Below are 26,955 nucleotides of genomic sequence, written 5' to 3'. Positions count from 1 at the left end.
ATAGATTTTGATTTCATATTTATTTTTGCAAGAGGTCTAATAAAAAATGCGATCGCTTTTTTTGACTAAATCCTGTAAACTTGGCCAGGTAGTCTTAACCACAGATAACTACTTTGGGTTACGATAACATTTGTAAATATCTCGCCGAAAACTACCCAGCTGATTTGATCAGGTGGCTTCATGATATTGAAGTTACTGAAATATCAGTCCTGAAAACTGAGTTAAATACCGAACCGATTCACGCCGATTCCTTGACGCTGCTGCAAACCCCTAACCAAATCCTGCAGTGGGAATTTCAAACCCTACCGGTTTCCAAGCCATCCCTACCATTGAGAATGCTCAAGTATTGGGTCAGACTCAAAGAAAAGTATAACTGTCCCATAGAGCAGGTGGTGATATTTCTGAAATCCACTAACTCAGAAAAAGCTTATACTAATCAGTTGGTCGATACTAACACCAGTCATTGCTATCGAGTAATCAGGATGTGGGAGCAAGACCCTGAGCTATTTTTGACCAATCCCGCCTTATTGCCCTTTGCGACTCTGGCATAAGCGTGAGTCTCCAACCAGATTATTAGAGCAAGTGGCAGCAGCAGTAGATAGGATTGAAGAACCACTAGCTTTTACTAACATATCCGCTTGTACCCAGTTACTAGCGGGTTTGCGGTTTGACCAAAGGTTGATCACAGAATTATTTCCGGAGGAAGTGATGCAAGAGTCTGTAATTTATCAGAAGATCATTCAAAAAGGACATAAACTTGGTTTACTTGAAGGGAAACTTGAAGGAAGGCAAGAGGAAGGTTACTCAATCGTTAGACGTCTGATCACCCGTCGGTTTGGGAGTGTTGAAAACCAGCTACTTGAGGGGATCCAAAAGCTTTCTGTGGCTCAATTGGAGGAGTTGAGCGAGGCGCTGTTGGATTTTGAGACAGTCACAGATTTGACAGTCTGGTTGGCATCCCATCAGCAATAAACAGGATGCGTGGGAATGAAGAATTAATTTTTAATTCTTCATTCTGACCAACAACCTTCAACTTGAAACAGACATTTGATACCGTCCCAAGGCCAACAACGGGAAATATTGTTGATAGAAGTGGTACTTCAAATAAAAATGACTGGGAAAACCTGTGCCTGTAAACTCGGTTTCATCCCAACTGCCATCGGGCTGTTGAGTTGACACTAAGTAGTTGACTCCCATCTCAATGGCATCCCTTGCCCAGTTGCCAGTAGCTTCTCCTGCTGCCATTAAACCAATTAAAGCCCAAGCGGTTTGAGATGCGGTACTGATTCCTAGTCCCTTAAGACTGGGATCATCGTAACTAAGACAGGTCTCACCCCAGCCACCATTGAGGTTTTGACATTTCACTAGCCAAGCCGCACCCCGTTCGATACTACGTTGGTGGGTGTGAGGCGCTATTTTAGATAAGGCGGAAAGAGCACTACTGGTGCCATAGATATAGTTAACCCCCCAACGACCAAACCAGCTGCCATCGGCTTCCTGTTCCTGAATCAAAAATGCGATCGCTTTCTCTAACTGCTGGGATTCTATGGATAAATTACACGAACCCAGCATTTCCAGGACCCGTGCGGTCACATCCGCTGTGTTAGGGTCAATCATCGCTTTCAGGTCAGCATAGGGCAGAGAATTGAGCCAGTGTTGATTATTATTAATATCAAACGCCGCCCAACCCCCTTGGTTACACTGCATTGATGCTATCCAAGCCAAGCCACGAGCTATGGCTGCCTGCTTTAGTTTCTGATTAGGCAGTTTCAAGCTATTCAAGGCCATAATCACCACTGGGGAATCATCTAAATCGGGATAGAAACGGTTTTGAAACTCAAAGGCCCATCCTCCTGGTTTTCCTTGAGGATTCTTTACCACCCAATCCCCATAGTCTAGTATTTGCTGCTGCAACAACCATTCTCCACCCCGAACTAAGGCTGGATGATCCGGTTCTAAACCAGATTCCACCATCGCTCGCAATACCCAAGCTGTATCCCAAACTGGGGAAACACAGGCTTGGACTCGGTAGCTGTCAGGGGTTTCAATAGCAAACCGATCAATGGCTTCCAGTCCCCGTTGCACGACCGGATCAGCAAGATCATAGTTGAGACAACGCAAGGCTAACAGGGAATTCAACATCGCTGGAATAATTCCCCCCCAGTCTCCTGTGGCTTCTTGCCTCTCCAAGACCCATTTTTCTGCTGCTGCCAGTCCCTCCTTCCGGAATGGAACTAAATTCAAGTCTTCTGCTAACTTAAATCCATCATCAAGCAGTACAAATAAATCTGTCCAATCGGAATTGCGAGGTAGCTCAAACTTGGCGTGATCAGCTCCTTCGGTATATAACTCGTCTAGATTGATCCTTGGCTGACTATCAAATACTGGCTTCTGGTCAAAGACAATTAATAAAGGAACTGTACTTCCCCTTGCCCAGCTAGACATTTCATAGATCGTAAAGGGAAACCATTCCGGAAACAACATTATCCAGGGGGGAATCGAGGGAATCCCGCGCCAGCTATAGCAGCCAATCAAGGCTAAATGAAATTTGGTGAAAATCCGGGTTTTGCTGATGCCACCCCGTCTGAGAATAAAATCCCTGGCTCGGACCAAAGCTGAGTCGCTGGCAGGTACCCCCAAAAGGCGGAGTGCCATATAAGCTTCCACCGAACAACTCAAATGCCCACCATCACCATAGAAAAGTTCCCAGCCACCGTGTTTCCGCTGTTGAGAACGCAGATAGGCTTCGGCTTTATGTAAAGGTCGTTGTTTGTCAGTTCCCCAAATTTTATGGAGTAGGATAATTTCCGCCGTTATGGTGACATTAGATTCTAGTTCTGCCCACCAGTAACCATCGGGATATTGCTGAGCGAGTAGATAGCTTTGGCTATTTGCGATCGCTTCTGTAACCCCTGAGTGTACAATCCTGTCTTGGGTTTGCATGTTTTACCGTTCCACTTCACACACCAGATTCATCGGTGCGCGCCTCCAAGGCCGCGAGCAATCCCTCGCGGCCTTGGGTCGCACCTTTGGTTACGTTATTTTGCTATTTGTAGTGGATAATTGGCAATAGCTATCAATACAAATGGATACAATCGGATTAGGAATAACTGTTCTATCCTTAGGGATTTGGATCGGATTACTAGGATTTCGGGGTCAGTTTTGGCGAGCAGACCAACGGCTGGTTATAGAGACTTTCCCTACCAGGTCTGTAGGTCAAGGGGAATCCTTACCGAAAGTTTGTGCTGTAATTCCAGCTCGTAATGAAGCTGAGTTGCTCCCCACGACATTGCGATCGCTTTTAGCTCAAGACTATGCTGGCTGCTTGACGGTGATTGTAGTGGATGACCAAAGCACTGATCAAACCTGCACCATTGCTCAAGCCCTTGCCCAGGAAAGCAACCAATCCTCCGAAGGATTCCAACTAGAAGTATTATCCGGTCAAGCCCTACCCCCTGGTTGGACTGGTAAACTCTGGGCCTTAGAACAGGGGATTCGTCATGGGCAGCAGCAAACCCCAGCCCCAGATTATTTTTTATTGACTGATGCTGATATTGAGCATGATCCAGCCAATCTCCGTCAACTGGTTACCAAAGCGGAGATGGAACACTTGGATCTAGTTTCCCTAATGGTGTTGCTCAGATGCCAAGACTTTTGGGAGCGACTACTTATTCCTGCTTTTGTGTTCTTCTTTCAAAAACTGTATCCCTTTGCTTGGGTCAATAACCCCACAAAATCTACTGCGGCTGCGGCTGGAGGATGTATTTTAATTCGCCATCAAGCCTTAAACCGGATCGGTGGGATTCAGGTGGTGCGTCAAGCATTAATCGATGATTGCGCCCTCGCTCAAGCAGTTAAATCTAGTAATACAGCAAGTTTCGCCCCCCTAGCCCCCCAATTTTGGGGGGAACAAAACTCTCAAAGTCCCCCCGAGCGAGGGATTGCTCGCTCGGGGGATTTAGGGGGCTTGAGCAAAACCAATCAGCAACGCCCTGCCTTTGGTGGCATTTGGTTAGGGCTAAGTCAATCAACTCGCAGCTTACGACCATATCCCTCTTTAGCCAGTATCTGGAATATGATTGCTCGCACGGCTTTTACCCAACTAGAGTATTCCCCATGGCTATTAGTAGGTACGGTGATAGGAATGACCTTAATTTATCTAGTACCCCCGATTGGTTTGATCGTTAGTGTTTTGACTGGACATTGGCTGAATGCGATCGCATCTCTGGTGACATGGTTACTGATGGCTTTAGCTTACTTACCCACACTGCGTCTCTATCAATGTTCTCCTCTGCTGGCATTTTGCTTACCTGGGATCGGCTTGCTGTATACGCTAATGACCATAGATTCAGCATGGCGACATTGGCAAGGACGGGGGGGGTGCTTGGAAAGGAAGGGTTTATTCGGTTGAGGGTTGAGGTTGGAGGTTGTTCTATGTTGAAGGTTGGAGGTTGATAGTTGAAGGTTGGAGGTTGATAGTTAAAGGTTGGAGGTTGATAGTTGAAAGTTTACTGTTATAGCAGTCGAAGTAAAGGTTAAGACATAGTTTTGTTACCAGAGCCGCTCTTGTCTATTACCCTTTCCCTAACTATACTTCACTATACTATTAACTTTTGTTAAGCACTGCATAATGTCCTGAACTTTGCCTGAGAAATAAATAGTGGTATTTGAAAATAACTAGGCTAAAAATTAACTCGAAGCTTGAGCATTAAATGGGCATCTATTGATTTGCTATTTTATTAGTATTTCAATGATTTTAATAATTTTAATCTCATCAAGCTATCTACTTTTTATTCCAAGGCGTTCAGCTAATTTTAGTCTCCGTAATTTTAAAAATACCAATCAACACTAGCTGATACCGACAAAGGATAGGATTTATGTTGGATAAAAATCTAGCAAATATTTTTAGTGCTTTTTCCATCTCTTTAGGTTTAACCATTGCTCTGGCTGGTGATCTTCATGCAGAGAGCCAATTCCCTGATGGTAATGTTCCCCTCGTTGCCCAGTCTCTAGACGTATTCACCAATCAGATTGGATTTCCAATTGAGTTGGACTTAACCAAAGCACAAATTCGAGGAACGTTGCCAATTGAAAAATTCCGGGAAGATTTAGTTAAGTCTATCAATCAATATGATGGGTATTACATCAAGAATACTCGTTATAACAAGTGGAAGATAAACGATATTAATCTTCAGTCTATTGACCATGGTGGAGCAACATTTGCCTTTACCGTCAATTTGCGTAAGTATGAATGCATCAAGATTCCAGGTGTTGGCAGAGAGTGTACTCGTCTCTTTTCTGTAACACCTAGTGGTGATGTCAGTCTTGGTATTGCTATACGTCATAACGATTTACAAGTTGCTTACCGTAACCATAATGTGCGTGGACGGGGATGGTATTCTGATGCTTTGACTCTTCTTGAAGGTGTATTTCGCAATCAAACAGTTAAAGCGGTCAAGAAGGGTTTGGCAAATTTTGATGGTGTCAATTTGATTTCCTATCTTAAAGATGCGGGGGTTGATCAAAAGTTGAAACCCTATGGAATTACCCTAGATAAACTTGTTAAGGCTGGTGTTTCTATTAACGCCGATGTTACTCCAAAAGGGCTGAACTTTGTAATTGATTTACCTAAGACCATAACCTTTGAATAATTAGTTAAGCTGTTAGGCATTAATGCTTAATAGCTTAGTCAGATTTATTTGAGCTTTTCTAAAACTTGGTTATCTCTAATAATTTTATTTATTTCTTCGATAACATCATTTCGTTGTCGAGGCACCAAATATGCTGTTTCTCCGAATCCTATTACAAAGGATAATATCCCACTACCAGGTCTAAATGAATAGTCAATTATTTGAGTATTTTTTATTTGAAAATTTCCAGTCGGATTAGGCTTATAAATAATTTTGAATTTGATATATCCTTTATAGTTTCTCTTGAGAAATTTTAAGTGTTTTTCCTGCTTGCTCCATTCCACCTCACTAAGTAATACGTGTAATTCATGTGATTCATCATCTTGACCCGGGGATTTTATAAATTTATCTATTACTTCAGCTTTATGTATAAATATTGTCTTTAATTTATTAGGTTTAGTTAGATGCTGTTGTTCAAAAACTTTTACGATTTCTGGGTAATTGTGAAAGTTTTGAGGTAACTTTACTGTTTTAGTGGGAAGAATGCTAAATATAAATGCTTCTCCTACTATCACCAAGATTACTAAGCTAACTGAGCCTATTTGGTTCAGTCTTAAATTTGATTTTTTAAATAAATCAATAATAGCTATAATTGTAAATAGTATAAAAACCAACATGCTAAGGGCTTTATACTGCTTAACCCATTCTTGATTAGTCAATAATTCTATTATCCAAGCCCCAGTAATATTAATGAAGAGTAATGGCAATATACGTAATACTATATAATCAAATTCAAGTAAGCGTTTATTGCTTACCAATCTTATTATATAGCTTACTATATAGCTTGCTTTACTCCTCTTGGACTGGGTTTTTAACCATTGATTTAGTTTTTCAGTATTTTCTTTAAAATCATCATTATCTTGATAAAAATAAATATATTTATTTTTAAATAAATAAGCAAATTCTATGATAGGTTTTTCACTATAAAAATTTTCATCAAGTATAGTATCTAAATTAGATATTATTTCATTTAAATTTTCAATTATTTTATAGATTTTATCTTCCAGATTATCATTATCTAATAATTTATTATTTAAATAATCGCTATAAATATAAATAGTTTGCCTTGGCTTATTTGTTTTTTCTAAAGGATACAATATATCGAGTAAACTAGTCGTAATTTCAAGTTTTTTCTGGATTGCATTTAATTCATGATTACCGGGATTTTTTTCACGTGCGCCATTAATTAATTCGGCTAACTTATTTTGACTATCAAAATAGTTGACCACTTTGTTGACAATTTCACTCAAATTGTCACCAGTAGCAATCTCTGGCAGATTTTTATTGAATTTGAATTGTAGCATTTCTTGTAATTTTTGTTGCTCAGGGAAAGCACTAAGCAGGGCTGACTGTATCTGCTCAATGAGATAACCAGGGGTATTTCCAGCATTTTTTCTTCTAGCAGGGAAAACATTAAATAGGGCTGATTCTATACGCTCAAGGAGATAATCGGGGATATTTTTAACCTTCATATATAGTTCTATACCTGTCAACAATAGAACTACTGATGCGATCGCTTTTAGGTGCGACCCGATGGGCAAGTAAGCTATTGAATTTGTGTTTAGTCAAATCTCCTTTAAGGATATTCGTAACTGGTTTGCTCATTGTTGTTAATGTACCTGATTAGACGAAAAATTACTATAATTCACCCTCTGTAATCTTATATGAGTAAGAGGAACGCCGATAGGCTGGTTTCAACTATATCGCAGTGCCATAGACAAGCGTTATAAGCCAGATCAAATAAGTTTGAGTGTAAAAACAGCAGTTGGATATCTAACTCCTCTCCCCCCACACCTCCCACACTTCCCGCTTAACCCTAATCTAAAAAACTACCCCTGTTACCATCACCCTACTGGGCAAATTGCTGAAATTTGCGCCATTATATCAATGTTTTAGGTGTGAGTAGTGAACTATCTAACCAATGCCCAAACTGACTTGGAGCTTGCCCCATGTAACTCCAGCTGCGATCGCTGCAGCCTTTCTACTAACTCCCAATGGTCTAGCCAATGAATCTCAACCAAAGTCTACAACAGCCCAGGAATTATCCGTAGCAGTAGAGTTACTTCCCCCCATCTCTGTGGGCGTGATGGAGCAGGTGACACCTGTTGACCAGTTGTTCCCAGGATCACCAATAACGCAATTACCAACAAGTACACAAGGGTTTGACCATGAACTAACTCCCCATATCGAACCCAATATCGAACAGACAGATGATCCGATGGCTCAAGTCACATCAGTATCCCAGTTATCGGATGTCCAGCCCACAGATTGGGCATACCAAGCCTTACAATCTATCGTAGAGCGCTACGGTTGTATGGCAGGATATCCTGATGGTAGCTATCGTGGCAATCGTGCCCTCAACCGTTATGAATTTGCTGCTGCTCTCAATGCCTGTTTCGATCAGCTCAGTAAGGTCATTGCTGCTCCCGATTTGTCATCTTCCTACTCTAAAGAGGATCTAGAGGCAATCAAGGGTTTGCAAGGAGAGTTTACCCTCGAACTAGCTCGACTGCGTGGTAACCTCGATGCTGTAACCGCTCGTACTGCTGAAGTCGAAATTACTGAGTTTTCCACCACGACTAAGCTCAATGGCGAAGTAGACTTTATCCTGGTTGACTACTTCACTGATAACAAAGCTGCCCCTTGTTGCAGTGACCCAACTCAAGACGATAGTCTTACCACTACATTCACAGGTCTTGCCCTATTATCCTTTGATACCAGTTTCACCGGTAAAGACCTGTTACGCACTAGAATCGACGCCACCGATGTGCCTGAATTGAATAACCCCCTCGATGGCACAGACATGACTCTCTATGACTTTGACACAAATACTGACCAGGACTTTGTCATAACCGAACTATATTACCGATTCCCGATTAGCGATCGCATTCAAGCTCATATTGCAGCAGCCGGTCTCTCAGCCGATGAGATTACAGACCCGCTCAATCCGGTCTCAGCCCTCTCCCGTTTTGGAGTACATAACCCCCTTTATCGCCTAGCTGAAGGTGGTGGCGCTGCTATTCGTTATCAATTTAATGACTCAATTAGAATCAGTGTAGCTTATTTAGGTAGTGCCGCTAGTATCTCTAATCCTACCGAAGGTAATGGGCTATTTAATGGTCAATTTGGTGCTTTCACTCAGCTAACCTTAACACCAAATCAGCGTTTAGGTATTGGATTAAATTATGTCCATTACTATTCTCCTGAACCAAACTCAGGGATTGATCTCACTGGCAGTACTGGCAGTCAATTTTCCCAAGCACCATTTGGTGATCAAACCGCCACCTCCGCTAATGGGTTTGGCTTACAAGGGAGATATCGATTTAGTCCTGGTTTTGCCCTTGGGGGTTGGCTTAGTTATATCAATGCCAACGCCGAATCCTCTCCCCGCCAAAGTGGTTTGGATGGCTCAAAGGGGGCTAAAGCTGATATCTGGACTTGGGCGATAACCATGGCATTTCCAGATTTAGGCAAAGAAGGTAATGAATTAGGCTTCGTGTTTGGAATGCCCCCTAGACTAGCTGAAAATGATATTAACAGTCGTCAAGATTCGGATGTCTCTTATCACTTAGAGACCTTTTATCGCTACCAAATTAATGACAATATTTCCATCACTCCTGGTCTATTTGTAATTATATCTCCCGAACACAACAGTAACAACAATAGTATCGTAGTACCAATGCTAAAAACTAAATTTATTTTTTGATTTATTGTAAGCATATGCGCTACGCGCACGCGTGCGCGTTCAGCCGTCAGCTGACAGCTTAAGATAAACCTGTTTGGCCTATGGCCACGCTACGGGAATGGGATAATTTAATATTGATAGATGAATGAGAATTGAAAGTCAACAGAAAAGTCCATCTAAGCATAAGCTGATAGCCATCAGCTGACGTAACTCAGATTAAACCAATGGTTACCTCTGTTATTCAAAAGCTGATAGCTGAAACAAGCGTCCGAGTGCAGCGATTCTTGATAGCCAATCAGTAGAAACCGCAACCATGATTCATCTGGAAGTGGGCTATGATGCTGCCAAACAGGTTAAAGGTCGTAAGCGTCATCTGGTGGTGGTATCCCATGGTTTGTATTTTGGTTGTAGCCGTCAGTGCAGCTTCTTTACCAGAACGAGAGGGAGCTAAATTATTGTTCGACCAACTCCATGGACTTAGAGACAGATTTCACCGATTAATCAAAATTTGGGTTGATGGCGGTTATCGAGGTGAAGGTTTTATGAGGTGGGTGATGGATGTCTATGGCTGGATTCAGGAGCCTTAGTATTACAAGTAATAAAAGCGTCTGAAAGTCCTGAAACAATTGAGGTTGTATCTGCTCATACTTTTGGTGCTGTCAGCCATGCAAAGCGCGAGTGGGGGAAACCACGGCAGTCGCTCATGGGGGAGACCACGGCAGTCGCTCATGGTTAGAAGTTACCGTAAGACAGTTGAGCCTTGTCTTGATGCAAAGCGCGAGTGGGGGAAACCCCCAAGACCGCGCAAATCACGCTAATCAATAAGTTTTACCCCTTTTTTGCATAGCCGACCAACCATAAAGGCTCAACTGTCTAAGGTTTCGTCTCCGGGGGGAACCCCCAAGACCGCGCTGCCTCCCCAAGACCGCGCTGCCTTCCCAAGACCGCGCAAATCACGCTAAATTAACATCAATAGCTTCGTAAAGCCTATTATATAGCGTTTCTAGGAATCATGAGGTACAGTATTCTTTGACGTTGATTCCCTGTTTTAATGCAGGGCATCCCTATTCCTTCTTATGTCTTCCCTGTTCCCAGATCCGCTGTTCCCTGTTCCCTAAAATCCAGACATTGTGTACCTCAGAAGTCGCAGAATTGCTATAGCGTTAATTTAACGTAAAATTGACTTGGTCAATTTGAGGGCTGAAAAGCAGTTACTGAAAGACTTTCAAGTTTTTGGAGAGGTCTAATTCTAGGCTAGACAGAGAATGTTCTGTATAATGATTCAGTGTTGATTACTCGGGCAGAGTTCGTCCCATATAACAAAATCATGGAAACTCTTTTAATTAGGCCTGAAGATATTGCTGAAGTTGTCAAGCAAGTTGGGCTTGATTCCTTAATGGACAGGATGATGGCTAGTTTGACCGAAGCGTTCAAGGAAGTGAATCGAGGTCAAGGGGAACTGCGATCGCGGGCGGGATTTGTCAAAAAACCATCCTGTGCTTGTGTCGAATGGATGCCCTACATGAGAAAAACAGACCAGTCGGTCACAATCAAAGTAGTTGCCTATCAGCCAGACAATATTGAGACAATCGGCATCCCTACGGTTTTAGCAACGACGAGCCTGTATGACTTTAACAACGGTCATTTAGTGGCTCTGTGTGATGCTGTGACCCTAACTGCTATTCGGACAGGAGCTGCTTCAGCCATAGCTAGCAAGATTCTAGCCCATCCTGATAGTGCTACTGTTGGACTGGTAGGAGCAGGAGCACAGGCAGTCACTCAGTTACACGGGTTGAGTCGAGTGTTTCCATTGCGAGAGGTCTTAGTTTTTGATGTTGACCCAGATGTAGCTCGCTCATTCTCCTCACGAGTAGCATTTTTAGGGCTATCAGTTCGGAGTTGTTCCCTAGAAGAACTCGAACGCAATGCTGATATTATTTGCACAGCAACTTCGGTTGATGAAGGAGCAGATCCCGTCATGACCGGTGAAAACCTCAAACCTCACGTTCATATTAATGCCGTAGGTGCAGATATCATCGGCAAAACAGAGTTGCCCCTATCTTTGCTCAAACAAAGTTTTGTCTGCCCAGACTTTCCCGAACAAGCCTTGGTTGAAGGGGAATCTCAGCAATTACAACCGGAGGAAATCGGGCCGAGTTTAATGGAAGTGATTGAGCGACCAGAAAAGTTTTATCATTGGCGAGAACAGCAGACAATATTTGACTCTACGGGATTGGCAATAGAAGACCATGTCGCATTGGCAATTATGCAGGAATTGGTACAGGTTCACGGCTTAGGTCAACGTCTGCAACTTGAATATTGTCCGAAAGATCCGTATAACCCATACGAGTTTATGACCAGTTCAGCGCAGCATTCGTCAGCACAGCCAGAACCATTAGCAGTAAGTTAAACCACAAATAAGCGTGGGTCAAATGACGCACAGGAAAGCTCGTTAGTATTTAGTTTCAAGGAGAAATTTTCCATGCAACTCAGCAACGAACAATTGCAAACTTATCATGACCTTGGCTATCTCTTAGTGCAAAACTGTTTTTCCGAAGCAGAAATAGATCGCATGAGAACTGAACTGCGGACAATATATGCCCAGGAAACACCTAGAAAAATTATTGAGGGAAATGAAAACCAGATCCGCACAGTTCTAGGTGTACATACTGAAAACGAAATTTTTCGACGTTGCTCCCACCATGCTTGTATTGTTAAACCCATAATGAAAATTCTGGGGAGCCAGGTCTATATTCATCAAAGCCAAATTAATCCCAAAGTAGCCTGGCAAAATGATGTTTGGATCTGGCATCAAGATTATGTATTTTTTAAGACAGAAGATGGTATTCCCACACCTCAGCTAGTCATTGCGCTTGTTTTCTTATATGAAGTTAACGAATTTAATGGGCCGTTAATGTTAATTCCCGGTTCTCATAAGGAAGGTATCGTTAGCGTTTTGAATCCTGTAACAGATAGTGAGACTGATGAGAGCGAAGAAGAATGGCTTCGACATATTAAAACGAACCAGACTTATCATGTTGATCGCGAAACAGTTGAAAAATTGATAAATCAGTATGGTATTGTAGCACCAAAGGGAAAAGCCGGTTCAGTTCTCTTTATGCATCCTAATTGCGTTCATGGTTCAAACTCGAATATGTCTCCCTTTGATCGGACATTATTGGTGATCAAGTACAACAGCGTTAAAAATCTTCCAATTCCTGTAGAAAATCCACGTCCTGAATTTCAAGCCTCTCGCAATTATACACCAATAGAACCTTTATCGGATGAAGTTTTGTTGGTCTAGTAGCAAGCTGCTCTTAAGTTAATAATTTTTAGCCAGGGAGCTACTTTCTACGAACCTAGCTCCCTCAAAAAGTAGTAATATGAAATATTTAAACATTTGCTACAAATGATTGATGGGGTGATTGTTTTTTTGAGTGTAGCAATTTTATTTTGACTGGGGATTTTTTTTTGAAAGCTATACAACAAAAGCTGAGGGGGTGACGAAATAAGCTAAAACGTTGACTCTATAAGCGATCTAGCTCTTAGGCCTCGTTGATAATACTTTCGTTGTCTTGATGCAGTCGCTCATGGTTTGAATTTACCGTAAGACAGTTGAGCCTTAATCAATGGAGGCGCGCTTTCCTATGGCGAATTAAATTACGGGGTCGTGCCCTGAGGGGGTGACAACAAGGCTAAAAACTAGACAGGGTATCGGGTGTGGGGTGTGGGGGGTGGGGAAAATAGAAGCGATGCAGCGTGGTCTTGGGGGTTTCCCCCACTCGCGCAAAGCATGGCTGACAGCGATGCAGCAAGGGAACAGGGGGTTTCCCCCACTCGCGCTTTGCATCAAGACGGGAATAGGGAATAGGGAACAGCGGATCTGGGAGTAGGGAATATGATCGGTATTCAAGCGGACTTGATATTAGGGGTTAATCCTAATACCTTGTGTTTTTCCCAACACTTGTGTGCTCGCTCCAGCTGCTGAGCAATCCCTTGAACACCAACAATTGGCAAAGCTTGCTCTAGCAACTCTTGACACTCCCCGGTCTAAAGACGCGGGGATTCTTGGTTCAACGACTCGGCTTGCTGTGACAAGTTTGCACCAGCCACAGTAGAGGCCAAATCTCCCCAAGCGTTTGGGTCGTTTAAGACCAAAGTTCCGACATGCCCTGCCGTACTTAAGGCTCTTTCTAGGATGTTGATTGCAGCGTTGTGGTCTCTGTCGAGAGAACAACCACACTGACAAACATGGGTTCTAGTTGATAGAGATTTTTTAACTACTTCACCACAATTAGAACAATTTTGACTAGTATAGGCAGGGTTAACCGCAACAGTTACCTTGCCAAACTTAGTGCCAAAATATTCCATCCATTTCCGGAATTGATACCAACCTGCATCATTAATAGACTTGGCAAGACAGTGGTTTTTAACCATATTCTTGATCCTTAAATCTTCATAGGCTACCAGGTCGTTAGACCGGACTACGCAACGTGCAAGTCCCTTTGCATGTTCTATGCGCTACGCGCAGGCTTCGCCAACACGTTGCCTACTTATTTTAAGGTGTGTCCTACCAAGTTTATTAATTGCTTTCTTGCGGTTAGCAGAGCCTTTCTTTTTTCGATCAACTCGACGTTGATAGAACTTTAGACGCTTTTCCCCTTTGCGATAAAACCTAGGATTAGGTACAGTATTGCTATTCGAGTCAGTGTAGAAGTCTTTTAACCCAACATCTAAGCCAATAGTCGTACCTGTTGCTGGAACAGACTCATTGATATCGATCTGAATGCAAAACTGAACATAGTAACCATCGGATCGACGGACTATCCTAACCCTCTTGATTAGCTTTTTGTCAAAGCGCCATAAATTCCATGTTCCTTTGATTTTGAGTTTCCCAATCCCTTTTTTGTCACTAAAAATGATTGACTTTTTATCTGAACATAATTTCCATCCAGAAGTCTTGTATTCGACTGAGTGAAAATGTTTTTTGAATCTAGGAAAACCTTTCTTTCCGGGAACTTTTTTCTTACAGTTTTCGTAGAAACGGGCAATTGATGACCATGCTCGTTCAGCACTGGCTTGCCGAGCCATAGAGTTCAATTCATTGGCAAACGGGAACTGCTTTGCTAAGACAGTGCAATATTTGTTGAGGTCTAATTTTCCAACACCTTTATTGTCCATCCAATAGCGAATACAGCTATTGCGAACAAATTTAGCTGTTCTAATCGCTTCTTCTATTGCTAAATATTGCTTTTGTTTGCCAATTGCCTTGAACTCTAAAACAATCATTAGTATCGACCTTTAACTACTACTTTAGTCTACACTACACAGAGTAAAATTGCCGGAAATATAAAAATATTTTTCTCACGGCGCGTCAAGCCGCTGTTAGCCTTCATTCTGGAGACGAAACCTTTCAGAGGGTCGCCTTATTACAAAGACTTGAAACTTTGACGCATAACCGTTTCGACCATAAAGGCTCCACTCTTTTACGGTAATTTCAGACCCCGGTCATTAGACACGGGGTTTTCGGCTTTGGGGGATTTTTATAAACCCATGTCATAAGCATTCAGCTATCAGCCGTGAGCTTTTAGCTCACGCTACGCGAACAGCTGTCAGCTAATGAACCGGAAGTAGTAAACAAGCTTACGGGCTGGTACGGCTGGTTGAAAATCCCTGCTCGTTTTACTCATCTGACCCCTTGCAGTTCTCCCGCCTGCTAGCACATCAAGTAGGGTGGCACAGGCTTTGGCCTTTGGCCACGCTGTGCGAACGACGCTGTGAAGCATAAGCTGATAGTACCTTAAGTAGCTTGCGCGTAGCGCATTAGCTGACGGCTGAATGCTTACCCCATGTCACGTTATATAGCGTTAATCATAGTAATGAGGTAAACAGGATTTTTTTCCAGATCCGCTGTTTCCTCTTCCCTATTCCCTGTTCCCTAAAATCCAGAACTTTGTATCTCAGGCAATTTAGCACTCAGCATGATCAGACTGAGCCTGTGTACTATATATAGAGGAAGATTCAAAAACAGGCTGCGTGGAAATTACATTTTTAGGAACTAGCTCCGGAGTCCCAACGCGATCGCGCAATGTGTCCAGTGTAGCGCTGCGCTTACCTCAGCGTGCAGAAGTCTGGCTGTTTGACTGTGGCGAAGGTACTCAGCATCAACTTTTGCGGAGTGACCTGAAAACCAGCCAGATCCGACGAATGTTCATTACCCACCTCCACGGGGACCATATTTTTGGTATGCCAGGTCTGTTGGCAAGCTGTGGCTTAGCGGGAAACATCGACAGGGTTGATATTTATGGACCACCGGGTTTAGATAGTTATCTCCAAGCTTGCCTAAAATACTCTCGCACCCATTTGGCATTCCCCTTCAAGGTTCACACGATAAAACCTGGTTTACTCTACGAAGACCAGGAATTTACCGTTAGCTGTCTACCCCTGGAGCATCGTGTACCAGCCTTTGGCTATCGAGTTTGTGAAAAAGACCGACCGGGCAGGTTTAATGTAGAAAAAGCGATCGCATTAGGAATTCCGTCTGGTCCGGTTTACGGTAAACTCAAACGGGGAGAAACGATTACCCTACCTAATGGGCGTGAGATTAAGGGCATTGACTTGTGTGGAGCACCCGAAACTGGTCGTAAAGTAGTGTATTGTACCGATACTATCTTCTGTGAGCAGGCCATTGAACTGGCAAAGGATGGGGATGTTTTGATTCACGAAGCTACTTTTGCCCATCAAGACGCTCAGATGGCTATTGAGCGCTTACATTCTACGTCTACCATGGCAGCTCAAGTTGCCCTTGGTGCAGGGGTCAAACAGCTAATTATGACCCATTTCAGTCCTCGTTATGCTCCAGGAAATCCCCTGAGGTTAGATGATTTGCTTCAAGAAGCACGGGCAATTTTCCCAAATACCATCTTAGCCTATGATTTCTTCACCTATGAGGTGCCTAGACGACGTTCAGAAGAAAAACAAGTGGTTTGTTGAGTGTTACCTGTTGAGTTGAATGTTGACTGTTGAATGTTGAGTGCTGAGTGTTAACCTTCTAACTTTCAACCTTGGCCAAAAGGCCACGCTAAGCGAACAACCTTCTAACTTTCAACCTTCAACCTCCTAACCTTTAACCTCCTAACCTTCTTACCTTCAATTACATTCCTCCACCTGAGAAACACGTCGGATATTTAACACATCGCTCATGTGTTGGATTTTGGCAAAGCTGCGGTTGAGTTGTTGGTGATCGAGAATATCAATGCACAGGTCAATTAGAGCTGGTTTGCCATACTGAGTTTTGACTTGAGCTTTACGGACATTAATGTTTTGGTCACTTAGGCGAGAGAGAATGTCTTTGAAGACACCAACCCGGTCAATGACTTCAATTTGCACATTCACCGGGTAGGTTTGGGGACGCCCATCATCGATATCAGTGGGATTCCAGCTGACCGGTACTAGTCTTTCTCCTAAAACATTTTCCACATTCACACATCCTTGGCGATGAATGGAAATACCCTTAGTGCGAGTGACCACCCCAATGATAGATTCTCCTGGTAAGGGGTTACAACATGCAGCAAGGCGATACAGTAATCCTTCTACACCAGCAATAGGATGTTTCTTACTAGGAAGTTGGGATTGGGGATGAATGGGGGTAGAGCTAGTATACTGTTGGAGCACTTCACTTTCTTCTGGCTCATTGTCTAAACCAGCGTGTAGTTGTTCCCGTAGTCGTTTCACTACAAAGTTGAGTGTCACTGCACCGTGACCCAGACCAGCCAGTAAATCCTCTACTTTGTGGTAGTTACAGCGCTCCGCCACAATTTGCATTGGTGCTGATTTGAGCAAGGCTTCAAATCCTTTTTTCCCAAGTTCCTTCTCTAAGAGTTCCCGACCCCGAGCCACATTTTCTTCCCGATGCGATCGCTTAAACCATTGCCGAATACGATTTCTGGCACTGGCTGTTACCACAAAGTTGAGCCAATCTAGACTAGGGTGAGCGTTTTTGGTGGTGAGAATTTCTACAATATCCCCATTCTTTAGAGGACAATCGAGTACCCGCCACTCACCATTAACTCGTACACCAGCACAATGGTTTCCCACCTCGGTATGAATCCGATAGGCGAAGTCTACGGCGGTTGCTCCCCGACTCAAAGCGACTACGTCACCATCTGGTGTAAATACATAGACATCTTCATCAAATAAGTTATCTTTGATGTTTTCCATGTATTCCTGAGCATCTTTCAGGTCTTTCTGCCATTCCAATAACTGCCGCAGCCAAGTCAGCTTTTCATCATCAGCCGTGAATTTAGTAGTATTAGAGCCACCCGTTTCCTTATACTTCCAGTGAGCCGCAATACCCCATTCCGCCACATGGTGCATTTCCAGGGTGCGAATTTGGACTTCGATCGGGCGACCATTAAACCCAATCACTCCGGTATGGAGGGATTGATAGCGATTGGGTTTGGGTAAACCAATATAATCTTTAAACCGACCTGGAATTGGTCTGAACAGATCATGAACAACAGCCAAGGCTCGGTAGCATTCCTCTTTAGTTTCCACAATCACCCGCATGGCAGCAAGATCATAGATTTCATTAAACCCCTTGTTCTGGCGCTGCATTTTCTGATATATTCCATAAAGGTGCTTGGGGCGACTACTAAGATCAACGCAATGAACACCGGTTTTCTCAATGCGCTCTCGCAAAAGTTCTGAGACTTCCTTCAGCCGCTGTTCCCGGTCTGAGCGTCTTTCTGCTACCAAGGACTGAATTTCCCGATAAGCATCCCTTTCCAGATATTTAAAGGCTAAATCTTCTAGTTCCCACTTGAAGCGACCAATTCCTAACCGATTGGCTAGGGGGGCAAAGATATCTCGGGTTTCTTGGGCAATCTGACCCTGTTTTGCTGGCTTCAAGTATTCCAAGGTCCGCATATTATGTAATCGATCTGCCAGTTTCACAACGATTACCCTGATATCTGCTGCCATGGCGAGGAACATCCGGCGGAAGTTCTCGGCTTGACGCTCAGTTTTACTGGAGAAGTTGAATTTAGATAGTTTTGTTACCCCTTCTACTAAATTTCGTACCTCCACTCCGAACCGGGATTCTATTTCTTCTGGAGTAATTTCCGTATCTTCAACTACATCATGCAGGAATCCAGCCGCTATCATAGTAGAGTTGCCGCCCAAATCCCTTAATAGATCAGCCACTGCAATCGGATGGGCAATGTAAGGCTCTCCAGATTTGCGGTACTGACCTTCATGGAGTTGGTAAGCAAATTTAAATGCCTCAGCGATTAACAAAGTATGATCACCGACTGGTTCCTCTGCCGCTGATGAAGCGGCTCTTAAGCAATCTTGCAACCAGTCAGGAATCTCAACGTTAAAATTCAGAATAGAGTAGGTGGCGATCGCGTCCATAATTATTTGCCCCTCAGAGAAAAAAATAGATACTGGAGTCGAGGAAAACCGAAATCTAGCAAAATGAGTACTGACTCAGAAGGGCGGCAAGCCTATCCATGCAGCCAAACCCTTCTGAGTAAGCAATCACTGTAAGTAAAGCTTCCTCTCACCCTCCTTTTTCGTCAAGCCAGAATGCTGTCCGGATCCTCAAGTTTAAAGAGATGGAAGCTTGCTTCAATATTTAAGTGGCAGAGCCAAATTGTTGTTTTGGTAACTACCTTGTCTTTAATAGGACTTACGAAGTTTAGTTGGTTTTGCCCCCCTGCCCCCCAATTTTGGGGGGTAATGATGTCAAAGTCCCCCAGAATTGGGAGATTTAGGGAGCATTTGCGTAAGTCCTGTTTAAAAAGAAAAAATTCTTTACATTTATAATTTTACGCTAATAGGGCTCACAATGTTATCTCAATCACATAATCAACCATTACGAGAATTCCAACAAGCCCTAGAACAAATGTACTACAAAATTGGCGCTGATGATGTGGCCCGATCAGCAAATCAGCAGCAGTTTCAAGCACTAAAGGGGCTGTTCATCACTCAGATCGCTAGTATTAGTGCCTCAGACATACCTCTCGATTATGTCTCTCGATGGCAGTCCCTAAAAACCGAAATTCACAAACAGATCCGATTATTGGAAAATGACCTGATGCTTCTGCAGGCATCCCGGAGTGCTGAGACAGCCAAATTGAGGCAGAAGGGAGTATGCGATCGCATTCAGACCCTGATTCAGTACTGCCAAGGGTGGCTGCAACAATCTCAAGAACAACCATAATACTCCTGCCTAGGACTTACGCAGCTGAAACGAAACATCACTTAAACGAAACATCAAATGATATTTCGTAAATCACCAATCACCAATAACAAATTCACCCCACCAGTGTCTTAAACCAGTGGGGTTTCTGAGGGTTAATTGAAAATAATTAATTACAAAATTTTTTAGCTATTAGTTTCGTGAGGGGTTTCCAGCACTATTCATCTACTCTTGACCTTCATGAAAATGCCTAAGTTTTCCTTGATTCAATTGCTTGATTCAAAAGGTTATAGCACTACGCATTAAGGTGTTTGACATTGATACAATATGAAAAGCTATTATAGTAAACTTTTGCATGCATGCATGCATGCATGCATGCCTTGCGCGTAGCGCTATACTTATGAGTATTTGATAGAGGAGTTGATAACTGAATGCTTACAATAAACTGGGACTGGGAAACGGGTAACTTCAGATTTACAGATGCTCATGTGGATTCAGGCCAAATCAAACAGCAACACTTCTGCTTGCTCTTGACCCACTAACATCACAGATTCCGCTTGAGAAATAGCAGCACCATCACCAGCTTGTAGCAAGTAATTATCTAACTTGACCTGACCTCGTGCTACTTGTACCCAAATATGACGATCTTGATTAGCATGGGTTACTACTGATGCACCAGCATCCAGATTCGTGGCATAGAGATTAACATCTTGATGAATGCTCACAGAACCATCCCGTCCATCCTCTGAAGCAACTAGTCTTAATTGATTCTGCTTTTCTTCTGGTACATAAAATTTCTGCTCGTAGCTTGGTGTTAATCCAGTTTTATTCGGTAAAATCCAGATTTGCAGAAAATGGGCGATGTCAGTGGCTGAATAATTATACTCGCTGTGGGCAATACCTTTTCCTGCACTCATCCGTTGCACTTCACCAGGACGAATAACTGTTGTATTACCAAGGGTATCTTTGTGCTCAAGGGCTCCTTCTAGGACATAGGAAATAATTTCCATATCTCTATGGGAGTGAGTTCCAAATCCAGTTCCACCTTCAATCCGGTCTTGATTAATTACCCGCAGTTGGCGAAATCCCATATGAGCGGTATCGTAATAGTTAGCAAAGGAAAAGGTGTGGTAAGAATCGAGCCAACCGTAATTAGCATGTCCTCTTTCAGAGGATTTACGAATTTTGATTATTTTTTGATTGTTTGTGGTTACAGTCATTTGGTTTTCCTCCAAATGTTTGATTAGTTATTGGTAAATTAGTATTCATTTAAATTTCATGGTTATGACAGTTAGGGAGTAGGGAGTAGGGAGTAGGGAGTAGGGAGTAGGGAGTAGGGAGTAGGGAGTAGGGGTAACAAAATTGAATATACTTGATAAGTATGGAAAACGCTATAATTGGTAATTAGTGATTGGTGATTACAGGATTTTTCATAACTATGAGGTAAAGAGATTATCGCTGTTCCCTGCCCTCTATTTCCTGCTCCCTGCTCCCTGCTCCCTGTTCCCTGCTCCCTACTCCCTACCAAATTGAAAACCGCTATACTAGACTTGGAATGATTCTCCAAAGCTCTCGCCATAGTACAGTTGTTCGATATCAAACCGTCCACCATAGAGTTTAAAGGGTTCACTGGCGTATCCCATGGGGAGTAAACAACACACATCTACTTCCGCAGGAATGTTAAATGCTTCTTTAACCTGAGCAGATACAAATCCTTCCATGGGACAGGTATCAACCCCAAAGCTTTTTGCCACAATCATTAAATGAGCAACGGCTAACATAGTGTGACGATTTGTCCAGGTTTCGGGGGATTGAAAGGAGACATGATACTCAAACATTTGAGGAATTGAGCTACGCATAAAATCTGCATAAGCATCATTGACTCCACCAACATTTTTACCAAGTTGAATCACCGATTCAATGTAATCGGTTTGAGTAACTCGGCGATCGCCACAACAAATTAATACAACTGGAGCTTCTGTTACTTGACGCTGATCAAAGGCACAGGCTCTTAACTTTTCTTTATTAGCTTGCTCTTGTAGGACTATAAAGCGCCAGGGTTGTAAATTAAAACCGGAAGGCGATCGCACTCCTAAGCGAAAAATTTCTGTTAAGATTTCTTTGGGAATTGGATCAGGACGAAATGAACGGGCAGCACGACGCTGTTCTATTGCTTCTTTTAATCCGATTGAGGGGTAAAATTCTGTGGTCATAAGTTATTTGAAGGTTTACGGTTTATAGGTTGAAGGTTTACAGGTTGAACGTTTACGGTTGACAGGTTGACAGGTTGAAGGTTGACAGGTTGAAAGTTTACGGTTGACAGGTTGACAGGTTGACAGGTTGAAGGTTGACAGGTTGAAAGTTTACGGTTGACGCCTAATATTAGGCAAAGAGTAATCTTAGTAAAGAGGCAATTTGACTAGATGTCAATGCCAAGCAAAACTTGGATAGATAGTGTTGACTAAATTAGCAATTTGGTCGCCGTTTAAAACTCTAGTTTTTCGAGAAATAAATTTGAGTTTGATCAACCCCCTATTCCCTAGTTCATATTTCCCTTACTAATTCTATAATTTGGTAACGCAGTTCATCATAGAAATTACTTGATGTTTTTACTCCATAGATGCTTATATAACGGTTTATATTATAATGATATACCCAGGATTGTGTCCTGATTACCTCTTCTTTTTTCACTGTTTACTGTTCCCTGTTACCTGTTACCTAAAACCAGGTACTCTGTACCTCACAAAATTTAAAATCTCTATATTACGATCTTAGGTAGTAATGTGAATTTTGTCTAATATAATTTTTGGAGGGACTTGATACCTCAAAAGGTATGATTGATGCTATCTAACATTGAACTTAATCATCTTAAGACTTTTCTGGTCGTGGCGGAAGAGATGAATTTTGGGCGAGCTGCAGAGCGGCTTCATATTGCTCAACCGCCTTTGAGTCGTCAAATTAAACGCCTTGAGGAAAGCTTAGGGGTACAACTTTTTCATCGTACCAAGCCCCAGATTCAACTAACTGAAGCTGGTAGGGCGTTGGTGTTAGAGGCGCGAAGGATCCTGAAGCAGGTGGATTTGGGTGTTCAAGTTACTCAGCGAGCTAGTCGTGGGGAAATTGGCCAGATTATCTTGGGGTTTGAGGGGTTTTCTTCAGCTGATATTGTCCCGCTATCGATTCAAACTTATAAGCAGCAATACCCTGATGTACACATTGTGGCTAAGGAAATGTCAACTGGGGAACAACTTCAGGCATTGTTGGAGCAACGGATTGATTTGGGTTTTATTGTGCCTCGCAAGGTAGATGAATCACTGATGGTGGAAACGATTCTCCGAGAACCGTTGGTGTTGGCGGTATCTGAAACTCATCCCCTAGCTAGTCAAGATCAGGTGCAACTACAGCAACTCCAGGATGAACCGTTCATTCTCGGATTAAATACTGATCAATGTGGTTTATATTCGGCGGTGATTCGTGTCTGTCACCAGGCTGGCTTTACTCCTGAGGTCAGTCAAGTAACCAATGAAACCCAACTGATGTTGGGATTTGTGGCAGCGGGTATGGGAATTGCTCTATTACCCAATTCGATCAGACGTTTTCGTCGAGATGGGGTAGTCTATCGCTCAGTACAACCTTCTACGGCAGAGATTGTGTTAGCGATCGCATGGCGCATTACTAATCTTTGTCCTACTCTTGAGCAATTTTTACAAGTTGTTAGAGATACAGCGAATATAATTGATGTGTGAATAATACTTTAGCACAGGTAACAGGGAACAGGGAACAGGAAACAGGGAACAGGGACTAGGGAACAGAGAATAAAAGTTCTCACAATTCCTACACGGAACCCTATTTCTTTGACAATAGTAATGACACCAAGGGCGAACAATCTTCAACATTGAACCTTTAGCTATTGTATTCAAATATAATATAGCGTTTTTCATAGCTATTAGGTACACATAATTTTTTGCCTATTGCCTATTGCCTATTGCCTATTGCCTATTGCCTATTGCCTCTTGCCTCTTGCCTCTTGCCTCTTGCCTCTTGCCTGCTCCCTGCTCCCTGCTCCCTGCTCCCTAACACCCAGAACAAAAGTACCTCACCGAATTGAAAACCGCTGTCTTTAACTATTATATTTCACCGAGCAACCGTAAGGCTGAGTGACTGTTTTTTCCACAGGTTTATTATTGATAACACTATTCAAAGCAGCTCGGACATAGTTGGTAGCAGTTTCTACATCGGCTGGATTAGCTGAGGGTTTATTATCAATTGCTCCCATGTATTTCAAGACTCCATCAGTATCAATAACATACATATGGGGTGTGGTGCGAGCTTGATATAGACGACCAATGGTGCCTTCGGAGTCTATAATTACTGCTGTGGGACTAGCGCTACTGCTTTGAATCAATTCATTGGCTTTTTGAGGGGTGACATGACCTTGCTGTCCTGGAGCTGAGGAGATAATTGATAACCACACTACTCCCTTGCTGGTGGCTTCTTTCTGAAGTTTCTGCATGTTACCGCTGCTGTAATGTTTGCGGACAAAGGGACATTGGTGATTAGTCCATTCCAATACTACGACTTTGCCTTTGAAATCACTGAGCTTGTGGGTGGTATTGTTGCTGTCAACTCCAGTGAATTCTGGTGCTTTTTGATCAATCTGTAATGGTGATGATGCTGCAATTGCGGTGGAGGCTGGACTTGTAGTGTTGGAATCTTTAGTGACGGGAGTATTCTGGCATCCAGTGATAATTAAGGCTAGGGCTACTAATCCAGTGGTGGTAATTTTATGACCGTTTAATTTGATAACATTGTTCATTTTTTTTGATGGCTGATTGTTGATTGTTTATTATTACTTGTTACTTGTTATTTTCCATCTCCTTAAATTCTACCTAAATTTTCTATAAGGATTCTAAATGAATTGTGATAATTTTTGATGCCATATTCCCTACTCCCTACTCCCTACTCCCTACTCCCTACTCCCTACTCCCTGTTCCCTTTGCTATAGTTTTTTGATGGCACGTTGAACTTGATCTGGGGATAGAATCTGAGGTAGTATAATGGGCTTGGTGAATTCTGAGTCTCCTGGATACAATACATAAAGGGGTACGCCACTGCGTCCAAAGGATTCTAGAGCTTTGGTGATGGCTGGGTCACGATTAGTCCAGTCGGCTTTGAGTAGGGCAATTTTTTTAGACTCAAAGGCGGCTATGGTTTCTGGCTGGTTGAGGGCGACACGCTCATTAACTAGACAGGTAATGCACCAGGAGGCTGAGAAATTCAGGAATACTGGGCTTCCTGATTGCCTTAGTTTAACTAGTCGTTTAGCTGTATAGGCTTGCCATTTGATGCCCTGATTTTGATTATGGGTCAGTGGAGTAGGAGTGGTGCTGGAAACTTGGGCTAAGCTTAGGGAAAATCCTAGGGCGACTAAGGCGCAGATTGAGCCAAGATGCTTTCCTAGAGGGGGGAGTAGGCGGGTTTTTTGGTGCAGCCAAGTGGCAAAGGCAATTAGGATTAGCCCTGCTAGGGCGGCTGCTAAACCGTTGGTTCCAGTTTGCTGGGCTAATACCCAGATTAACCAGGCGGTTGCGGCGTACATGGGGAATGCCAGAAGCTGTTGGAAGGTTTCCATCCATGCTCCTGGTTTGGGTAAAATACGCTGCAATCCTGGGGTGAAGCTAATGGCTAAGTAGGGCAGGGCTAGCCCAAGACCGAGCATTTCAAAGATTGCGATCGCTATCGGTACGGATTGGGTCAGGGCTACTCCCAGGGCGGTTGCCATGAATGGTGCGGTGCAGGGAGTGGCGACTACGGTGGCAAAGACTCCTGTGAAAAATTCCCCGATGTATCCTGAGCGAGTGGTTAATCGTTGCCCAATTCCCATGATTGAAGCACCGAAGATAAAGACTCCCGATAGGCTTAAGCCAACGGCAAACATTAGATATGCCATTAAGGTAACGAAAACGGGGGATTGTAGCTGGAATCCCCAGCCGATTTGTTGCCCTAGCGATCGCAAAATTAATAGCACACTGGCGACTACGGTAAAACTGACGAGAATGCCTGCGGTGAATGCGATCGCATGCCGTCTCACTTGCTGGGGACTTTTCTGGGATTTTTGGACTATGTTGAGTGCTTTGAGAGATAGCACTGGGAAGACACAGGGCATCAGGTTGAGGATTATGCCTCCGAGTAGTGCTAGCAGGAGCACTTGCCATCGGGGTTGGGTTGGGGTTGCGGCAGTTTTGCCTATTTCATTGCTTACTGCGGCTTCAATGGTGAAGGCTTGGACTACGGATTGGTTGTCTAGGGATTCTCGAATCACTAGCACTCCAGTGATTGGGTCGAGTTTCCTAAGATAGCCTCGCTGCAATCGCAAGGTGATTCCATCTTGATTAAGTTCTGGGTTTTGGGGCGCTGGGTTGCTAATGATACCGTCTTGATGTGGGAAAAAGATGACCTCTTGGATTTGAGCCTCTTCCATTTCCGGGGCTTCAACTTGCAGGGTTAAGTCTTTTGGTTCGATAGTGACCGTGACTTTCCATGGGGAAGGTTTGGGTAGAGCTTGACGGGCTTGCTCAAATAAGTTTACCCACTGTTGGTTGACTAAGGGAGGTCTAGAGGTAATTGGTAAGGTGAGGTTGAAGGTGCCTTCTTCCGGAATACAGTTTACTTCACAGACCAGCCAATCCGCTTTTACTCGGAGTTGGAGAGAATCGGGAGTAGCTAGGTTGGCTGGGGGTGTGATTTGGCTGAGTAGGGTAACCTCTTCTTCATAACCAAAGTTCATTAATGGCTCAAGGGGTAGCCGCTGGGGATAGGGCCAAACGATGTCTCCCACTTCAAAGCCGGGGGGTAGGTTCCAGTTAAGGGTAGCTCCAAGACCCGAGTCACCAGGGTTTCGCCAATAGGTGTGCCAGCCGGGATTGATGTTGAAGTGTAGTCCTACCCAGAAAGGGGTTCCAGGTTGAATATTGATGACTTCGCTGATCAATTGCACCTCGACGTTCTCGGTTTGGACTGGCTTAGCCGAGGCAGGAGCAATGGGTAGTAAGGTAGTGGAGAGGGTTAGGGCTAGGGCTATGATCCAGGTGAGGAGTTGGTGCAACATGATGACTCTAGTGATACATGTTTAACCTACACAATTTTTCTAAGAGGTTGTCTGAGAAGTCTCATTTGCTACATCCAAGCCCCCGTGGGTCCCCCAATTTTGGGGGACTGAAGCCAATTAACTCTTGTTCCCCCCAAAGTTGGTAGGGCTGTTTCATTCTGGCCAAAAATAGATGGGGAGATGGGGAGATGGGGAGATGGGGAGAAAAGGAGCGCGAATAGTCGTGATTTTGGCCAAATTTATCTAACCATACTCAAAAGCCGAATCA

General features: G+C 43.4%; 22 protein-coding genes and 2 pseudogenes. 13 read left to right on the top strand and 11 right to left on the bottom strand.

Annotated features, from left to right (window positions below; all coding sequences use genetic code 11):
• Positions 1–113: 113 nt before the first annotated feature.
• Positions 114–972 (top strand): annotated as a pseudogene (locus F6K49_RS20495) (DUF4351 domain-containing protein).
• Positions 973–1,029: 57 nt separating this feature from the next.
• Here F6K49_RS20495 and shc read toward each other — a convergent pair.
• Positions 1,030–2,943, bottom strand: a complete 1,914-nt coding sequence (shc, locus tag F6K49_RS20490) for a squalene--hopene cyclase (RefSeq protein WP_293099596.1) — start codon at positions 2,941–2,943, stop codon at positions 1,030–1,032.
• A gap of 142 nt (positions 2,944–3,085) precedes the next feature.
• On the opposite strand from shc, the gene F6K49_RS20485 reads away from it, so the two are divergent.
• Positions 3,086–4,411 carry a glycosyltransferase gene (locus tag F6K49_RS20485; RefSeq protein ID WP_366514208.1) on the top strand — a complete coding sequence of 442 codons (1,326 nt, stop codon included), beginning with the start codon at positions 3,086–3,088 and terminating at the stop codon, positions 4,409–4,411.
• A 466-nt stretch (positions 4,412–4,877) separates the two neighbouring features.
• Positions 4,878–5,651, top strand: a complete 774-nt coding sequence (locus F6K49_RS20480; protein ID WP_293099593.1) for a hypothetical protein — start codon at positions 4,878–4,880, stop codon at positions 5,649–5,651.
• A 44-nt stretch (positions 5,652–5,695) separates the two neighbouring features.
• Here the strand turns inward: F6K49_RS20480 and F6K49_RS20475 are convergent, their stop codons facing one another.
• Both F6K49_RS20475 and F6K49_RS20470 read right to left on the bottom strand, forming a co-directional pair.
• Positions 5,696–7,162 carry an effector-associated domain EAD1-containing protein gene (locus tag F6K49_RS20475; RefSeq protein WP_293099590.1) on the bottom strand — a complete coding sequence of 489 codons (1,467 nt, stop codon included), beginning with the start codon at positions 7,160–7,162 and terminating at the stop codon, positions 5,696–5,698.
• Positions 7,152–7,295 carry a hypothetical protein gene (locus F6K49_RS20470; RefSeq protein WP_293099587.1) on the bottom strand — a complete coding sequence of 48 codons (144 nt, stop codon included), beginning with the start codon at positions 7,293–7,295 and terminating at the stop codon, positions 7,152–7,154. Before F6K49_RS20470 ends, F6K49_RS20475 begins: the two co-directional genes overlap by 11 nt.
• A gap of 316 nt (positions 7,296–7,611) precedes the next feature.
• On the opposite strand from F6K49_RS20470, the gene F6K49_RS20465 reads away from it, so the two are divergent.
• The 6 genes from F6K49_RS20465 to F6K49_RS20440 all read left to right on the top strand — a co-directional run bounded on the left by F6K49_RS20465 (position 7,612) and on the right by F6K49_RS20440 (position 12,679).
• Positions 7,612–9,396, top strand: a complete 1,785-nt coding sequence (locus F6K49_RS20465) for an iron uptake porin (protein WP_293099583.1) — start codon at positions 7,612–7,614, stop codon at positions 9,394–9,396.
• Positions 9,397–9,710: 314 nt separating this feature from the next.
• Complete coding sequence (locus tag F6K49_RS20460) at positions 9,711–9,962, top strand: hypothetical protein (protein ID WP_293019484.1); 252 nt, start codon at positions 9,711–9,713, stop codon at positions 9,960–9,962.
• 91 nt (positions 9,963–10,053) lie between these two features.
• Positions 10,054–10,200: a hypothetical protein gene (locus tag F6K49_RS20455; protein ID WP_293019485.1), complete on the top strand. Its 147-nt coding sequence runs from the start codon at positions 10,054–10,056 to the stop codon at positions 10,198–10,200.
• Positions 10,201–10,404: 204 nt separating this feature from the next.
• On the top strand, positions 10,405–10,536 hold the full coding sequence (locus F6K49_RS20450; protein WP_293019486.1) for a hypothetical protein: 132 nt from the start codon (positions 10,405–10,407) through the stop codon (positions 10,534–10,536).
• Positions 10,537–10,702: 166 nt separating this feature from the next.
• Positions 10,703–11,785 carry an ornithine cyclodeaminase family protein gene (locus tag F6K49_RS20445; RefSeq protein ID WP_293019488.1) on the top strand — a complete coding sequence of 361 codons (1,083 nt, stop codon included), beginning with the start codon at positions 10,703–10,705 and terminating at the stop codon, positions 11,783–11,785.
• Between the two features lie 72 nt (positions 11,786–11,857).
• The gene (locus F6K49_RS20440; protein ID WP_293019490.1) at positions 11,858–12,679 is read left to right on the top strand and encodes a phytanoyl-CoA dioxygenase family protein; all 822 of its coding nucleotides are present in this window, start codon (positions 11,858–11,860) and stop codon (positions 12,677–12,679) included.
• A gap of 351 nt (positions 12,680–13,030) precedes the next feature.
• Here the strand turns inward: F6K49_RS20440 and F6K49_RS20435 are convergent, their stop codons facing one another.
• Together F6K49_RS20435 and F6K49_RS20430 are read right to left on the bottom strand one after the other, a co-directional pair.
• A complete protein-coding gene (locus tag F6K49_RS20435) occupies positions 13,031–13,288 on the bottom strand; it encodes a hypothetical protein (protein WP_293099576.1) in 258 nt (85 codons plus the stop codon).
• A 137-nt stretch (positions 13,289–13,425) separates the two neighbouring features.
• Positions 13,426–14,664: pseudogene (locus F6K49_RS20430) on the bottom strand (transposase).
• 747 nt (positions 14,665–15,411) lie between these two features.
• On the opposite strand from F6K49_RS20430, the gene F6K49_RS20425 reads away from it, so the two are divergent.
• Positions 15,412–16,368: a ribonuclease Z gene (locus tag F6K49_RS20425; protein ID WP_075905271.1), complete on the top strand. Its 957-nt coding sequence runs from the start codon at positions 15,412–15,414 to the stop codon at positions 16,366–16,368.
• A 156-nt stretch (positions 16,369–16,524) separates the two neighbouring features.
• On the opposite strand, the gene F6K49_RS20420 is transcribed toward F6K49_RS20425, so the two are convergent.
• A complete protein-coding gene (locus tag F6K49_RS20420; protein ID WP_293099559.1) occupies positions 16,525–18,789 on the bottom strand; it encodes a bifunctional (p)ppGpp synthetase/guanosine-3',5'-bis(diphosphate) 3'-pyrophosphohydrolase in 2,265 nt (754 codons plus the stop codon).
• A 436-nt stretch (positions 18,790–19,225) separates the two neighbouring features.
• Here F6K49_RS20420 and patD point away from each other — a divergent pair, with 436 nt between their 5' ends.
• The gene (gene patD, locus F6K49_RS20415) at positions 19,226–19,600 is read left to right on the top strand and encodes a heterocyst frequency control protein PatD (protein WP_293045186.1); all 375 of its coding nucleotides are present in this window, start codon (positions 19,226–19,228) and stop codon (positions 19,598–19,600) included.
• 473 nt (positions 19,601–20,073) lie between these two features.
• Here patD and F6K49_RS20410 read toward each other — a convergent pair whose 3' ends face one another.
• The 3 genes from F6K49_RS20410 to F6K49_RS20400 form a co-directional block, all read right to left on the bottom strand.
• Complete coding sequence (locus tag F6K49_RS20410) at positions 20,074–20,799, bottom strand: pirin family protein (RefSeq protein ID WP_293099556.1); 726 nt, start codon at positions 20,797–20,799, stop codon at positions 20,074–20,076.
• A 71-nt stretch (positions 20,800–20,870) separates the two neighbouring features.
• On the bottom strand, positions 20,871–21,158 hold the full coding sequence (locus F6K49_RS20405; RefSeq protein ID WP_293099553.1) for a hypothetical protein: 288 nt from the start codon (positions 21,156–21,158) through the stop codon (positions 20,871–20,873).
• Positions 21,124–21,792, bottom strand: coding sequence for a nitroreductase family protein (locus F6K49_RS20400; RefSeq protein ID WP_293099550.1), 669 nt, complete (start codon positions 21,790–21,792; stop codon positions 21,124–21,126). The genes F6K49_RS20405 and F6K49_RS20400 overlap by 35 nt, the downstream gene beginning before the upstream one ends.
• A 627-nt stretch (positions 21,793–22,419) precedes the next feature.
• Here F6K49_RS20400 and F6K49_RS20395 point away from each other — a divergent pair.
• A complete protein-coding gene (locus F6K49_RS20395) occupies positions 22,420–23,325 on the top strand; it encodes a LysR substrate-binding domain-containing protein (protein ID WP_293099547.1) in 906 nt (301 codons plus the stop codon).
• A 218-nt stretch (positions 23,326–23,543) separates the two neighbouring features.
• Complete coding sequence (locus F6K49_RS20390; RefSeq protein WP_293099544.1) at positions 23,544–23,687, top strand: hypothetical protein; 144 nt, start codon at positions 23,544–23,546, stop codon at positions 23,685–23,687.
• Positions 23,688–23,699: 12 nt separating this feature from the next.
• Here F6K49_RS20390 and F6K49_RS20385 read toward each other — a convergent pair whose 3' ends face one another.
• Both F6K49_RS20385 and F6K49_RS20380 read right to left on the bottom strand, forming a co-directional pair.
• Positions 23,700–24,395 (bottom strand): redoxin domain-containing protein, encoded by a 696-nt coding sequence (locus F6K49_RS20385; RefSeq protein ID WP_293099541.1) that lies wholly within the window; start codon positions 24,393–24,395, stop codon positions 23,700–23,702.
• 183 nt (positions 24,396–24,578) lie between these two features.
• The gene (locus tag F6K49_RS20380; protein ID WP_293099538.1) at positions 24,579–26,687 is read right to left on the bottom strand and encodes a protein-disulfide reductase DsbD domain-containing protein; all 2,109 of its coding nucleotides are present in this window, start codon (positions 26,685–26,687) and stop codon (positions 24,579–24,581) included.
• Positions 26,688–26,955 lie beyond the last annotated feature (268 nt).

The sequence above is a fragment of the Moorena sp. SIO3I6 genome (assembly GCF_010672095.1).
This window is presented reverse-complemented; position numbering and strand designations above follow the sequence as displayed.

Coding starts and splice junctions, on each gene's coding strand:
- F6K49_RS20405 (WP_293099553.1), bottom strand. CDS start 21,158: ATGGCGAGAGCTTTGGAGAATCATTCCAAGTCTAGTATAGCGGTTTTC.
- F6K49_RS20470 (WP_293099587.1), bottom strand. CDS start 7,295: ATGAGCAAACCAGTTACGAATATCCTTAAAGGAGATTTGACTAAACAC.
- shc (WP_293099596.1), bottom strand. CDS start 2,943: ATGCAAACCCAAGACAGGATTGTACACTCAGGGGTTACAGAAGCGATC.
- patD (WP_293045186.1), top strand. CDS start 19,226: ATGTTATCTCAATCACATAATCAACCATTACGAGAATTCCAACAAGCC.
- F6K49_RS20460 (WP_293019484.1), top strand. CDS start 9,711: ATGATGCTGCCAAACAGGTTAAAGGTCGTAAGCGTCATCTGGTGGTGG.
- F6K49_RS20485 (WP_366514208.1), top strand. CDS start 3,086: ATGGATACAATCGGATTAGGAATAACTGTTCTATCCTTAGGGATTTGG.
- F6K49_RS20475 (WP_293099590.1), bottom strand. CDS start 7,162: ATGAAGGTTAAAAATATCCCCGATTATCTCCTTGAGCGTATAGAATCA.
- F6K49_RS20440 (WP_293019490.1), top strand. CDS start 11,858: ATGCAACTCAGCAACGAACAATTGCAAACTTATCATGACCTTGGCTAT.
- F6K49_RS20400 (WP_293099550.1), bottom strand. CDS start 21,792: ATGACCACAGAATTTTACCCCTCAATCGGATTAAAAGAAGCAATAGAA.
- F6K49_RS20410 (WP_293099556.1), bottom strand. CDS start 20,799: ATGACTGTAACCACAAACAATCAAAAAATAATCAAAATTCGTAAATCC.
- F6K49_RS20445 (WP_293019488.1), top strand. CDS start 10,703: ATGGAAACTCTTTTAATTAGGCCTGAAGATATTGCTGAAGTTGTCAAG.
- F6K49_RS20465 (WP_293099583.1), top strand. CDS start 7,612: ATGCCCAAACTGACTTGGAGCTTGCCCCATGTAACTCCAGCTGCGATC.
- F6K49_RS20480 (WP_293099593.1), top strand. CDS start 4,878: ATGTTGGATAAAAATCTAGCAAATATTTTTAGTGCTTTTTCCATCTCT.
- F6K49_RS20395 (WP_293099547.1), top strand. CDS start 22,420: ATGCTATCTAACATTGAACTTAATCATCTTAAGACTTTTCTGGTCGTG.
- F6K49_RS20385 (WP_293099541.1), bottom strand. CDS start 24,395: ATGAACAATGTTATCAAATTAAACGGTCATAAAATTACCACCACTGGA.
- F6K49_RS20380 (WP_293099538.1), bottom strand. CDS start 26,687: ATGTTGCACCAACTCCTCACCTGGATCATAGCCCTAGCCCTAACCCTC.
- F6K49_RS20420 (WP_293099559.1), bottom strand. CDS start 18,789: ATGGACGCGATCGCCACCTACTCTATTCTGAATTTTAACGTTGAGATT.